The sequence below is a fragment of the Sorangium sp. So ce128 genome, assembly GCF_051525245.1.
GTDB lineage: Bacteria > Myxococcota_A > Polyangia > Polyangiales > Polyangiaceae > Sorangium > Sorangium cellulosum_B.
On record NZ_CP150313.1, the window covers coordinates 2,664,592 to 2,677,833 of the forward strand.

Sequence of the window (13,242 nt, forward strand, 5' to 3'; positions counted from 1 at the left end):
ATCAACCCGCCGATGCCTCGTGAAGCTCGATCGGGTTGCCGTCGGGATCTTCGAGTTGAATCTGCGCGCCCCCCATGCCGCGTTCGATGTCGTTTCGGAAGGGTGTGCCGGCCGCGCGGAGTCGTTCGATGATCGCGGCGAGGTCGTCGACGTAGAGGACGATGCGGTTCCAGCCGCCGGCGGCCTGAGCGCGGCCGTCGGGCATGGGGCGCGCGCCGGAGCTGCCGGGGCCGCTCAGGAGCAAGCGCAAGTCACCGCGGGAGACCGTCGCGAACGCCGTGCCGGCCTGCAGGTCGAGCGTGAAGCCCAGTTGCTCGGTGTAGAAGCGAACGGCGCGATCGACGTCCGTGTTCTGGTAGCGGACGACGGCCGCGGTGGCATCGGGGCCTTCCGCGGCCGAGGTCGATTCCTCCGGCGCCTCGTGAAGCTCGACCGGGTTGCCGTCGGGATCCTCGAGCTGAATCTGCGCGCCCCCCACGCCGCTTTCGATGTCGTTTCGGAAGGGTGTCCCGGCCGCGCGGAGTCGTTCGATGAGCGCGGCGAAGTCGTCGACGTAGAGGACGATGCGGTTCCAGCCGCCCGCGACCTGAGCGCGGCCATCGGGCATCGGGCGCGCGCCGGAGCTGCCGGGGCCGCTCAGGAGCAAGCGCAAGTCACCGCGGGAGACCGTCGCGAACGCCGTGCCGGCCTGCAGGTCGAGCGTGAAGCCGAGTCGCTCGGTGTAGAAGCGAACGGCGCGATCGACGTCCGTGACCTGGTAGCGGACGACGGCCGAGGTGGCATCGGGGCCTTCCATGACCGAGGTCGATCCGGTGGTATGGGACATGCAGCCTCCGAGAGAGAGAATGACCAGGATGAGGATGATCTTGAGGATGATCTTCATGTGCCGATTCTGTTGCCCGCGCGCGCCGCCGTATTGGACAAATTGGAAGCCGCGGCGGTCCAGGCTGAGCGGCGGGAACGTGGCTTCGGTGGGCGTCTTCGGAAGCCGGGCGGACCGGCCGGCCCGAGCCCTCGAGGGCGGCGCCGAACGTCTCGATGGCGCGCAGCTAAGCGCGCGCTGCAGCGTCGTGCTGCGACAGGGCGCGACCCCGATCGCCAAGGAGCCGCCGGACGTCGGGGGGACGAGCGCTTCGCTGGCCCACCTCGCGCGCTCGCGCCGGGCGAATCAGCGCAGCCGGTCGAACTTTTTGATCGCTTCCGGGCTGACGGGAGTGAAATAGTTCACGAGGTTGCCGTCCGGGTCGCGGAAGAGGAGCGAACGGTTGCCCCAGGGCATGGTCGTCGGCTCCTGCACGACCTTGCCGATGACAGGCGCCAGCTTTCGATATTCCGCGTCGACGTCGCTCACGCGAAACTCGAGGATGACGGAGCGGTTGTCGGCCGGGTGCGCTGCTCCCGCCGCGAAGAGCTCCATGGTGCGCCGGTGCGCGATGGCGAGGGTGCACGAAGGCGTCGTAAGCTCGGCGAAGTCTTCGGTGTACCAGGTTGCTGCGACACCCGTGACATGCTCGTAGAACGTGACCAAACGTCTGGCGGCATCCGTGATGATGCGGATCGAGACAAAATCCATGAAGGCCTCCCTGCACATCCGCAGCTGCGGAGTCGATGCTCCGCCCATGTAGTTCGCCTCTGCTGCCAGCGTGGCGTCAGCAGCGTACCTGGACCGCTCCGATGTTCAGGGCGGCAGCCGCGACATCACCCAGGGAGATGACCACATCATTATTTCTTGAACGCGCTGCTGCTACACGTATGTCAAGGGGCGCCCGTTCTCGAAACTGATTGCCGGCAGCAACAAAGAACCAACGAGCGAAGGCGAGCTGCACATCACGTACATGGACGGCTGCTGGGGCGAGCGCGTCGATGCACGAGCGCGCCGCCCTGAACGTGACCAAAGACGCCTCACGCAACGCCCGACTTCCTGTTGCTGTCGACGGAGCGCCGTGGTCCCCTTGGATCGAGGTCGTGCATGTATGCGCGGTCGGTCTCCCTATCAGGAGCATTCGAGAGAGCCGGGAAATTTTCAATTATCGAAATGATCTGTTTGGGGAGTATGACTTTGGCTACACGGACGCCTGTCAGGTTTGGTTTGGTTGCGATAGTCCCGATGCGCCAGCACCGGAGACCAGGTTCTCAACGCGTGCAGTCACAGTTTCAACCACGGAGTTGGCTGTAAGGTTGGCTCGACGACGTCCTGCCACGATCCTATGCGGCAGCAGTACGTTTATATGTCAGCCGTTCAATAGAGCCTATCCTGACGTCGAGCAGGCCAGGGACATAAGCTTGCCGTGCGATCAACGAGCGTAAGCGCCGTCGGCAGAACCGCCGCGCTCGGCGAGCTCAACCGGAGGCGCCGTGCTGAGAGTTCGACTTGGCGCGGCGGCGGGACTCTATTGCCAATCTTGATGGGCCCGGAGAAGCAGAGCGAGCTCGATCTCGCGCACAAATCGCCGCAGAACGAGGCAAGGCGACGCTTCCGTACACGCCAGTCGAACTCGAGGAAAGCATCCCCGTCCTCACGAACGCGAAGGAGCGGAAAGTGCGCGTGTCCTCCGGCGACCTCCAGGCCAAGAGGCCCTCCGGGAGGAGTGCTGCCGTCGCTTCCGGAAACGGGAGTCGCGGAAGGAGACGTCAACGAGGCAGTACCGGAAGCGGAAGTCGCCGATCCCTGCATGTCTGGTTGTGCCGGCTCCCTGTTCATGGCGCATTGTCTTACAACGCCCACCCGAACTCGATTTCGAACGCGGGGAAGAGGAGTTGCTCGCCGCCTTCGCCTCTTGCCGAGCGGTGCCGGGCGCTTGCGCGAGGTCGAGGAGGTTGCGCTCGCGGACGTCTCTGCTCTTTCCGAAGCTTGCCGGGAAACACGTTCACCCCCCCCGACTCGATGACAGACTGACGAACAGGCGTCTCGACTTGCGAGCAGGGAGCGGCGTCGCTAGTGATCGCTCGAGAGGGGGACCACGATGAGCACGACCAGTATCCACCGATTTCCTCTTTGGGCGCTTCTGCTCGCCTGCGTTACGACGCGGCCCAGCACAGTGGCCGCTTCGACGTGTCCATATCGATTCAACGATAATAGGGTCCATTGGGCAGCAGCGGCAGCCAAGAAGGTGGCCCCCTCCAGCTGTAGCTTTTGTGTCGATAATTACGGCGGCGCCTACTATAGTGCTTGCGACGAAGGGCGCTGGATCCTCTGCACCAATCTAGACGCTGGCGTCCCGTACAGCGATGCTCTACATAACGCTACCGATTACTGCTACAACGAGTACGAAGGCCTGTACGAAACTGCCTGCATCCAAGGAGCCCAGCACTGCGCTGGCAGTTGCTGACGCGGTCGAGAGCTTGGAGAATCACGATAGCGAGATGATCACCATATCCGACCGTGAGCCTCGGTTCGGATGACCGCCGTAGCATCGACCCGGAGCCGATACGATGAAAGCACACATGAATGACGGTCTCACAGAGCTCGCGATGCCGAGTGAGATGTTCGCGCTCAACTCCGGGACGCTCCTGGAGACGCTCGCCTGCGTATTCGACCCATCGATATATTCCCCTGATTATATGCATTATGAGCGGCATTACTCGTGTCACTTCTTCGCCGTCAGGAAGATGCCGCTGCCCAGGTTCGACTGCTCGCCGCCGACGCCGGTGAGGGACATTGAAGGATACGCCGCGCAGGCAAGCAGCCATCAAGCTACGCTGTCTTCGATCGAGAGCGCGATCGGCGCTCGCGAGCTTCGTATGGGGCCCCTTGCCCAAGCGATTCGTGATTATGCGGTATTTCTCCGATCGCTGCCTGGCGAGTTCTGCATCAACGACGACAATCGCGACGCCTTCGACAATCTTCAATCCATCATCAACGCGGCGAGCCAACTCGTCGAGCGTGGCGTGACGGATTTTGAGGCGAACTTCGGGACCTTTCTGAGTGCCGCGGTTCCTCTCCTTGAGTCGGTCAAGCGCGAGTCCGATGCGATCGATACGAGCAGTCGTGATTTTCGCGGCGTCGTGGCGCCGTTTAATCAATACAACGATTGGGTCCGAGGGTGGAGCATAGAAATTTGGACGCTTTCGGATCGAATCTCCGCATTTAACGACTCTTGGCAGCGCTCGCTCGGTGATACTCGCTCGGCATTCTTACGTGCCTTTGAGCAGATTCAGCAGAGCGTAGAGTCGGAGGCGCGTCGGTTCGAAGCGGCGAAGGCGCAGTGCGACGACCACTTTCGACGATGGGAAGAGATCGATGGCCTCCAAGGGTATCTCAATTTCCGAGCGACGCTCCGGACCGTGGCACAGGACATGATCCCAGTCTTCAACGACTTCTTGGCAAAGGTCCCTGCCACCGACCGGACTCGACAAGCGGTCGCGAACGCTCAGCGACAGATTGATGCGATGGTGACGACGTTCGACTCGTTTCCGAGTTTTCTCCCGCTCCCACCGTCGTCGGATGCGTTCCCGTATGAGAGTTATGGGCTCTCGGCGCGGAAGTTTGGGTTAGATCCGATAGTCGAAATTGTGCGCCGCGCATGTGTCGAGTATTTTAACGCTACGCGCCGGCGCCTTTACGTAGGGGACATGTCCTACGAGCACGGTGGGAAGGCCATGCCCCACCGGTCGCATCGCCAAGGCATCGATGCAGACGTCGATCCCATCGAGGTCGGAGACTATGGGACTGATGGCTATAACGCCGAAAGAGCTCTCCAGGCTGCGCAGATCTTCCTGCGAGCCGGCGCGAGCCTGACGTTTTTTGCCGACCCCGTCGTGGTGACGAACGCCAACCAATGGGCGCGAGAGAATGGCATCAGCGGACGCCTACAAGTTGAAAGGCACCATACAAAACATTTTCACCTACGGTCGTGATCGCCGGAAAACGGGTCCATGCTCCCGGAGCATTGGCGCTTTGACACGACCGGGATTCTACGCGTGTGCGTGACACGGCGGCGGGGCGGCGGGTTTCGGGAGGCAAGACACTGTCGTGGTCTTGACGCTGAATGCGGACAGGCCGCTCGGAAGATGCTGTCGTCTTCCCGAAACGCCCGGCGTCCGCCGAAAGGCTGCCGCCCGCGCAGTGTCGGTCCGACCAAGGCGATCTTGACCACCCCGGAGGTGCCGGTTACCAGGCACCATCGCGCCGCAGGAAGAAGCGGTTCTAACGGGGTGGTTACGATGGCGTTGGCCGGCAGTTACGATTATTCTACCGAAGCGACCGGACCAGGTCTGTCTAGAATTGCGGGAGTGCCCCGGCTTTGCCGGGGAGGCACCCACGTTTCACAATGCCGGGAGCTGCAAGGCGGGCCGGCCGTGTTCGGTGCGCTGCGCGAGGAAGACCTCGGTCATTCCGCCGATGGACAGACAGGGCAGGAACTCGTCGTGGGCGAGGCACAGCCGGTTGATTTGGGCACTGTCGAGCACCTCCGCTCCCGAGCCGTTGCGCCGCTGCACACGCAGAAGCTCAAGGTGGAGACGGGCGAGCCGCTGGGCAGTCCAGAGCGGCTCACGACGTATCCAGCTCGCCTGAGCGCGACGAACCAGCGTGTGGTGAAGCTCGGGAACGCGCTGGAAGGGGCCTGCGCCGTGGTGTCCGCGGTCGCACCCCGGGACGCTCAGATTGCGATTGCCCGGCGCGCCCGGGTGCGCTCTCCTTCGATCCAGGAAGCGGGAGACTCTCCCGCGAGCGCGCCGCGATGAAGCCCTCGTACGAAGCTCGTGCACCAGAGATCGTGACGGAGCCCGAGCAGGTGGACCAGCTGCCGGCGCTGATCGAGCGGATCGCGGAGCACACGCGGCGCGATGCCGAGGGCCGGCGGGTGGAGCTGCCGTCGGGGCGCGTCGTCGAGGTGCGATCCGCGGCAGGGGACGAGGAGCGGGTGACGATCCGGAGCGCGTCCGGGGAGATCGAGCTCGACGTGCGCCTCACCGAGCGCGGGCCGGTGCTGCGGATCCGGGCGGCGGAGCTCGAGCTCGAGTCGCCGGGCGCGGTGCGCGTCGACTGCGATCGTTTCCATGTGCGCGCCGAGCACGGGATCGTGCACGAGACCGGCGGCGACCTCGCGCAGACGGTCGCCGGCGACGTGACGACGCGGGCGCGCGGCGAGCTGCGCGTCGAGGCCCGTCAGGTGAACCTCGAGGCCACGCGCGGCGACGTGCAGATCGCGGCGAACGATGACGTGCAGCTGCTCGGCGAGCGGATCAAGCTGAACTGCTGAGCGGCGCGCGCGGCGCGGGGCGTAGAGACGGCGTGCCGCGGGCGGCGCGCGCGGGTCGACCGCGCATCAGAGGGCCGAGAGCGCGCGCTCGACCTGCCCCGCCAGCGCGGCCTGCGCGGCGACGCGCCGCTGCCACACGCGCTTCAGCCGCAGGCCGAGCGGCGCGTCGAGCCCCTGCTCCGCGATCTCGAGCGAGAGCTTGCCCCGCCGCTCGGCCCTGACGAGGCGGGCGTACTGCTCGGCCCCGAATCGGTCCGGGTGGCGCCGCTCCCAGGCGGTCACGTAGGCGTCGTCGAAGCGCTCGCGCAGCGCGCGGTCCCCGTGCTTCAGCGCGCGCTCGAGCTCGTCACGCCAGCGCCGCTCGGCCTTCCGCCAGGTGCCCTCGTCGAGGTCGTGCGCGGAGAGCACCTCGCCGCGCAGCGCGCCCCGCTCGGCGAGCTCCGCGCAGACGGTGGCGTACCGCTCGATCGTGACCGACTCTTCCGGGCGCGCTGCGCTCGGCGCCGGCGGCTCCTTCAGCGGGGCCGGCGGTTGCGGCGCCGGCGCCGGCGCGGGGGCCGGGGCGCGCGGCGCGGCGCCCGCGGGGGCGGGCGGCTGCGATGGAGCTCCGTCGACGTCGAGCGCCGCGAGCACCGCTCCCGCCGCGGGGCCGGGCGTCGTGGCCGCGGGCGGCGGGGTGGCGGGCAAGGTGCCCGACCCCGGCGCGCTGCCGGGCCCGTCGAGCGCCAGCGTGCCGCCCCCGGACCCCTCCCGCCGCCGCGGCTCGCCGGAGCGCGACGGCGCGGCTGGCGCGGCCGCCGCGGGGCGCTGGACCGGCGGGCGCCGCGGCGGGACCGCTGGCGCGCTCCCGATGCCCACGCCGGCGACGGCCACCAGGCGCTCCCGCTGCGCCGGGTCGCGCAGCTCGACGTGGGCGCGCCAGGTGATCGTGCAGAGCAGCCGATCCGCGTCGACGTGGAGGCCGTCGGCGTGGAACGCGAGCCGCGCCGGGGCGTCGGGATCGGCGTCGTCGAGGCCGTATACCGCGCCGGCGACGCGCGCGTCCGGCAGCGCGCTCTGGATGCGCGGGCGATCCGGGTGGAAGCCCTCGAGCACGACGACCGTGTCCGGCTGCAACGCGGAGACCCACTGGTCGCGCGGGGCGCACTGGAAGTACGACCAGTCGAAGGCGCCCGGCACCTCCATCACCTCGGCGTCGAGCTTGGCGCGGGCGCCTGCCGGGAGGCGGCGGCTGCGCGCCGGCCACGCCGCCGCGAGCGGACCGAAGCCGGCGGGCCGCTGCGGATCGACGGGGTCGAGCACGTTCGGCAGCTCGCCGTCGCGCTCGCTGCACCCCAGGGGGTTCTCGGGCACGCCGACGCCGCCGGCGGCGCGCTCGTACACGATCGGCATCCGCACGAACGGCTCCGGCGCCGCCCCGGCCTCCTTGCGGTGGCCGACGACGCGCACCGTCTTGTCGAGGCCCGGCGCCTCGCGCTGGACGAGCGCGAACCGCGCGCTCATCTCGGCGACGGGGCGGCCGCCCGGCGCGGCGGCGTGCCCGAGGGCGGTCACGTCCACGTACTGGCGGTACGGCACCCGATCGCTCGCCGCGGTCACGTGGGTCATCGGGCCGCGGCGGTCGTGGACATCCTTCGCCTGGAACGGCGCCGCCACCTCCGCCGGCCGCATCGGCGACGCGTCGAGCGAGAAGCTGGCCTTCACGACGACCGTCAGCCGCAGCTTGCCCTCGTGGCGCCAGGGGACCGTGTCCACGGTCGCCTGCGCCGCCGTCGCCGACGCCGCCGGCGTGAGCGACGCGCACGCGACGCCGCCCGCGGTGCCTGGCAAGAACGGCAAGGCGCGCGCCGCGAACTGCGCGGCCTGCGCGTCGTCGACCGGGAGTGTCCCCTTCGGCTCGCTCATGTCCCCGTCGTGCACGGTCGCAACCGCGCCTCCCGAGGTCAAGGGCTCATCCAGCGATCGCGGGCCGCAACGACCCTTGGAGTCGTCGTCGGTGTGTGGCGGTGCGCGGATGGCCTCGGAACCTGGCCGCCGAGCTCGGCCAGGGGGCGCGCCGGCGGCGGGAGATCAAAACAAAATACCGAGTGGCCGCCCGCGCGCGCCAAGTACCATGACCGCATGAAGCGGCTCACCGACCCCTTTCACGTGCTGCCTGAGGCGCAGCGCCACGAGCTCATGCGCGACACGGTGATGGCGATCTTCGGCCCCGCGGTGGGTCAGGGCTTCTGGGATCAGATGGAGCCGCTGCTCACCGACACGCGGCGCCAGCCAGGCGACGCGGAGGAGCCGGAGAAGAACTTCTGGCGGGGCCGGTGGCGCATCTACGAGGCAGAGTGAGCGCGGAGCAGCGGACGTGAGCAACGACCCGACGCCGCCCGCCGCGCGCGCCCCGGCGCGCAGACCGCGCCGCAAGACCGAGCTGCTCCTGCAGGGCGAGCCCGACGGGCGGCGGTGGATCGCCTGGATCTCGAAGCGCACCTACCGGATCCACAACGGGCGCTGCGAGCTCGACGCCCCCGCGCAGCAGGAGGTCCTGCACGACGACGAGATCCCGTACAGCGAGGATCGCAAGCCGCCGCGGGTCTCTCCGCCCATCGCCGTCGACGAGATGCTCCCGTTCCGGCGCGCGACCGACGTCGTCATCCAGGCCTTCGCCCACGCCTACAAGCCCGACACCCGCACGCTCACCGCGAGCGTCCGGTTCGGCAAGCACCACCGCGAGATCGTGGTCCACGGCGACCGCGTGGGTGAGATCGACCGCGCGGGCCGGCCGCGCTTCTCCGAGCCTGCGCCGATCGAGGTGGTCCCGATCCGCTACGACTACGCGTACGGCGGCGTCGATCTGACGGCGCTCGGCCGGAACGGCGACCTCCTCGGCCAGCTCGTCCAGGATGCCCGCCGAGGCATCGACCGGCTCGCCGACACGGTGTACCACTACCCGAGAAATCCTTGTGGCTACGGGTACTTGATGGAGCTCGACGCCGAGGGCTTCGCGGGGCGGCCGATCCCCAACCTCGAGTTCCCGTTCGACCCGCTGACGCCGCAGCGCCTCGCCGTGGGCAAGCCGTACCGGTGGATCCATGCGCCGCTGCCGGCAGGCTGGGATTACCAGTCCATGGCCTGGTTTCCCCGGCTCGCTTACCTCGGGCTCGCCCCGACCTGCCAGAGCGACGGCAAGCTCCTCGCCGAGGTCGAGCGCGGCTGGGCCGCCCGGGATGTCCTCTCGATTCCGCCGCTTTATCAGGACCCCGGCGCCCCGCTACGACTGGAATACGCGCAGGTCGCGTCGCCCGGGATGAGCGTCTCCGACCTCGCGCCGGACGAGTACTTCGAGCTGCATCACGTGCACCCGAACCGGCAAGTCTACTCCTTCCACCTGCCCGGCGAGGTGCCCCGGGTGATGCTGGAGCTCGCGCCCGGCCGGGCGCTCACCGAGGCGGAGTCCCACCTCTGCTCGGTGGTCGTGCGGCCGGTCCCGGGCGAGGTCGTGGTGGTCTGGAGCGCCCGCGCCCCCGTGGCCCTGGATCTCACCGAGGAGCAGATGACGAACCTGCGGCGCGAGGTGCGCTGGACCTCGGCGCCTCGATGAGCTCGATGAAGGAGCGCGAACAATGTCGTACGGCTGCCTGACCGTCACGCGGTGGAACGTGTTCCTCGGCCTCTCGTGGCACGAGGCCCTGTTCTGGTGGCCGATGCCGCCGCCCGGGGCTTACGTGCCCCAGAAGTACTGGCCTCATTTCCAGACGGGGCTTGTCAGCGGCACGCACCTCTTCTCGTTCTGGTCGGAGCAGAAGAAGCACGAGATACAGCTCGACGGCGTGCACTGGATGGGGCGGGGGAGCGACGCCAGCCTCGTCGTCCCGCACGTGGACGTGGTCCAGGGGTGGAATCCGCTCTTGCCCTGGACCATCCTCTTCGGGAGCTCCATCTCGGTCTGGGGGACGAGCGGGGTCACGATCGGATGCGACAACCCGATCTTCGGCGAGACGACCTGTGATCTCGCGTGCTCGCCGTTCAAGACCGTGCCGTTCTCGCTCCACCTCGCGTGCAACAGCCCGGTCAGCCTGCCGCTCGATTTCACCATCGTCTGGGGCACCGCCAAGGCCGGCTTCACCTGGACCGACTTCATCGCGTGCCTCGTCGACATCGCGATCGAGATCGCGATGGACATCCTGATGAAGTTCGGCGGCCAGATCGCGGGCAAGCTGTGGAAGGGCGCGAAGGCCGCGGGGAAGGGGCTGGTGAAGGGCGCGAAGATGGCCGCCGCCAGGAGCGCGGACCTCGCGCAGCCGTTCTTCAAGCGGGCCGGCAAGGCCCTCGCGCGGGAGAGCGCCGAGGAGACGCTCGCGAAGATCCTCAAGGAGTCCGCCGAGGAGGCGGCCGACGACGTCGCGTCGAAGGTGGGCAAGCAGGCGGCGGAGAGCTTCTCGGACTCGCTCAGCCGGCTGCGATCGCAGAGCGACGAGCTGCTCGAGGAGCTCGCGGAGGCCGCTGACGGCAGCGTGTGGAAGTCGTTCAAGCAGGGCGCCGCGGAGCTCGGCGAGAGCGCCGCCGATCGCATGAAGAAGCTCGGGAAGAGCCTTGGCTCCGCGGCGAAGTCGGTGAAGGACACGATCATCGCCGTGAAGACGTGGAAGAAGGTGACCGAGCAGAACCTCCTGCAGTCGCGGAAGGTGAGCAGCATCCTCAAGTACACGGCCCTGGCGAACGGGTTCAAATACTCGAAGAAGATCGGCGGCAAGGTCTACAGCTCCATCGACGCGCAGTACCACGACCTCGGGGATCTCGACGCTGGCTCGGACGGGTACAGCTTCGGGCCGTTCGCGCTCGGGAGCAGGAGCGGCGTTTACGACGACCTCGGGGACCCCGTGGGGGACACGGGCGACAACGATGATGATGATGACGAGACCAGCAAGACCGTGGTTGGCGATCGGTTCGCCTGGAGGGGCGACGCGAGCGCGAAGGCGCGCGTGAGCGAGCGCTTCTCGTGGTCCGATCAGCGCGAGGAGAGCGGCGGGAGCGCGGGTGTGGACGACCGCTTTGCCTGGATCATGAGCGACGCCGCCACCTCCGGCGCGTAGCTCCACCCACCAGGAGTCCGGCCAGCGTCATCCGGCCGTACCGACGGGGTGCCCGCTGCTCCCTGCCGAGGGGCGCCACCTTCGAGCGCTCGAAGGAGCGCTCGGCATCGCGCTCTTCACGCGTCCCTCACGGCACGCCTACGGTATCACGAAGATGACCGAGAGATCATCGACGTAGAAGTCGCCCGTGGAGTTCGCGCCCATCCAGGCTCTGACCGCGCCGAAGTTCCGCGCCTGGTTGAGAAAGTAGCTCGGGATCGCGACGTCGAGGCTGCCGGATGCCGCCCCCAGGAGGGTGATGGTCGCCGTCGCCGCGCTCGCGCCGATGTTGAACGTCACCTGTACGCTGAACACCTGCCCGCGCTGATACGTCCCGAAGATCAAGTTGCTGTCGTCGTTGACGCGAACCGTTCCGTTCGTGAGAAAAGTCGAGGTGCAAGAAGCTGTTCAAGTCGCTCAGCGGCTGGTTGAAGCCCTCGAACTGCAGCGTCGGGACTCCGCCGTCCGCGCCTGGAATGAAGAGCCTGGCGGTCGCCATGTATTGACCATCTCCGCGAAAGGCGCTGAAGCGACCCTGGATCGACGTCACGTCGTTGAAGCTCGGGTGCTGAACGAGCACCCACTGATCGCTGGCCTCGCCAGCCGGAGAAGCGGCCACCGTCACGTTGCCGTTGCCGAGCGCCGTCGCGACGGTGCCGACCGCTTGCTGTGCGTTCGGCGGCTGAGATGCGGTGTCCTGGGTGAACCCGGCGCTGAGGAGCGTCTCGGCGGTGCAGCCTGTGAGCAGCGCCGGCGCGGCCAGCAGCGGCAGGCCCAGGATCGTGCGCCGAGAAACGAGGAGCGATTTGCCGGTCGCATGATCTTTGGCGCGAGCAGACGCGATCGTTCGATTGAACCTCATGTTCATCTCCGTTGGGTGAAATCGGCCCACGCACGACGTGCATGGCTCGGTGGTCGAAGGGGCGTTGTCGCCGAGAAGCGCGGCGTACAGCGACAGGTTTCGCAAGCGTCATGCCACGGCGAGCGGGTCGCGCACCCCCCGAGGAGCCCCCGTGTCCGCGCCGAAAACGAGGCTCATCGCTCCCGTGATCTCCGGAGAAGAGCACGGGGCCGCCGCGCTCCCTGTCTCTCTGAAGGAGACACCTGTTCCCCTGGAGAACCAGCGCGAGCAGGGATGGCCTGCGGCGGAGGGCTCCGCGCCGAGAGAGGCGCTCGCCTGCCAGACGACCGTCAGGCCGCCCCATGAGACTGCGAGCTGGAACAAGACATCAACCCACAGAAATTTCCGCCCCAGGAACCGTCGATGTGGGGCAGAATACGTGTCGACGATGGCGCTCCGCGGCAAGCCGACCGCCCACCATCGAAGAGCTGGATCCAGGTGCGCCGTCGGCATCGACGATGGTGATCGTCAACACCAGGCGGGCCGGAACCAGCGCCCAAGCGCACGAGCCTTGCGCCGAACAGACCATGGTTCGAATTTGCTTTACCCTCGCAACCCAGCCTGAGATGCTATGCACTGCGACGAAACAATGCACGACAAGGGCATCGTTTCGAATGCGAAAGCATCCTGGAGGGGTAACATGCCGATTTCAGTGACAGTCAAAGGCAAGACGTACGAGAGCGACGGTCATTACCACGCGGAAGAGGTCATGTTCGCTTCCGTCAAGCGTCAAGGGAACCTCGACGTGGAAATGAACGGTTGGCCGTGCACGGGCGAGCGGCACCACGATTGCCATCAGCTCTTCCTCGACCAGTCCGCTAACCGCACGATCACGGTGACCATCACGGGGGATCATGCCGGCTACGCCGCGAACCATGGGCGCAAATTCGGGGATAAAGGGACGATCACCTACGCCGCTGGCGTCGCGACCTACGGCTAGAGCGGCAAACAGTCAGAAGAGCGTCCAATCCTCCGCCCACCATCGCGGAGACCACGCCCTTCGGCCGAGCGCGGC

The 13,242-nt window shown here is 67.3% G+C and carries 11 protein-coding genes; 7 read left to right on the forward strand and 4 right to left on the reverse strand.

The genetic code is table 11. The features are described from left to right. Position 1: 1 nt before the first annotated feature. Together WME82_RS10395 and WME82_RS10400 are read right to left on the reverse strand one after the other, a co-directional pair. Positions 2–883 carry a VOC family protein gene (locus WME82_RS10395; RefSeq protein WP_438042687.1) on the reverse strand — a complete coding sequence of 294 codons (882 nt, stop codon included), beginning with the start codon at positions 881–883 and terminating at the stop codon, positions 2–4. A gap of 285 nt (positions 884–1,168) precedes the next feature. After that, complete coding sequence (locus tag WME82_RS10400; protein WP_438042688.1) at positions 1,169–1,573, reverse strand: VOC family protein; 405 nt, start codon at positions 1,571–1,573, stop codon at positions 1,169–1,171. A 1,871-nt stretch (positions 1,574–3,444) separates the two neighbouring features. On the opposite strand from WME82_RS10400, the gene WME82_RS10405 reads away from it, so the two are divergent. The 3 genes from WME82_RS10405 to WME82_RS10415 all read left to right on the forward strand — a co-directional run bounded on the left by WME82_RS10405 (position 3,445) and on the right by WME82_RS10415 (position 6,203). Next, entirely contained in the window at positions 3,445–4,857 is a 1,413-nt protein-coding gene (locus tag WME82_RS10405; RefSeq protein ID WP_438042689.1) for a penicillin-insensitive murein endopeptidase, read from the forward strand. Between the two features lie 441 nt (positions 4,858–5,298). Then, positions 5,299–5,685, forward strand: coding sequence for a hypothetical protein (locus WME82_RS10410; protein WP_438042690.1), 387 nt, complete (start codon positions 5,299–5,301; stop codon positions 5,683–5,685). Between the two features lie 32 nt (positions 5,686–5,717). Then, positions 5,718–6,203, forward strand: a complete 486-nt coding sequence (locus WME82_RS10415; RefSeq protein ID WP_438042691.1) for a hypothetical protein — start codon at positions 5,718–5,720, stop codon at positions 6,201–6,203. A 66-nt stretch (positions 6,204–6,269) separates the two neighbouring features. Here WME82_RS10415 and WME82_RS10420 read toward each other — a convergent pair whose 3' ends face one another. Further along, positions 6,270–8,108, reverse strand: a complete 1,839-nt coding sequence (locus WME82_RS10420; RefSeq protein WP_438042692.1) for a DUF2169 family type VI secretion system accessory protein — start codon at positions 8,106–8,108, stop codon at positions 6,270–6,272. A gap of 216 nt (positions 8,109–8,324) precedes the next feature. Here WME82_RS10420 and WME82_RS10425 point away from each other — a divergent pair, with 216 nt between their 5' ends. From WME82_RS10425 to WME82_RS10435, 3 genes are read left to right on the forward strand one after another with little or no spacing between them, the layout of a single operon-like run. Beyond that, positions 8,325–8,543: a hypothetical protein gene (locus WME82_RS10425; protein WP_272101560.1), complete on the forward strand. Its 219-nt coding sequence runs from the start codon at positions 8,325–8,327 to the stop codon at positions 8,541–8,543. A 16-nt stretch (positions 8,544–8,559) separates the two neighbouring features. Then, a complete protein-coding gene (locus tag WME82_RS10430) occupies positions 8,560–9,795 on the forward strand; it encodes a DUF2169 domain-containing protein (protein ID WP_438042693.1) in 1,236 nt (411 codons plus the stop codon). A 22-nt stretch (positions 9,796–9,817) separates the two neighbouring features. After that, on the forward strand, positions 9,818–11,287 hold the full coding sequence (locus WME82_RS10435; RefSeq protein WP_438042694.1) for a hypothetical protein: 1,470 nt from the start codon (positions 9,818–9,820) through the stop codon (positions 11,285–11,287). Between the two features lie 166 nt (positions 11,288–11,453). Here the strand turns inward: WME82_RS10435 and WME82_RS10440 are convergent, their stop codons facing one another. Beyond that, positions 11,454–12,188, reverse strand: coding sequence for a hypothetical protein (locus tag WME82_RS10440; protein ID WP_438042695.1), 735 nt, complete (start codon positions 12,186–12,188; stop codon positions 11,454–11,456). Positions 12,189–12,867: 679 nt separating this feature from the next. On the opposite strand from WME82_RS10440, the gene WME82_RS10445 reads away from it, so the two are divergent. Beyond that, a complete protein-coding gene (locus WME82_RS10445; protein ID WP_437985447.1) occupies positions 12,868–13,167 on the forward strand; it encodes a hypothetical protein in 300 nt (99 codons plus the stop codon). Positions 13,168–13,242 lie beyond the last annotated feature (75 nt).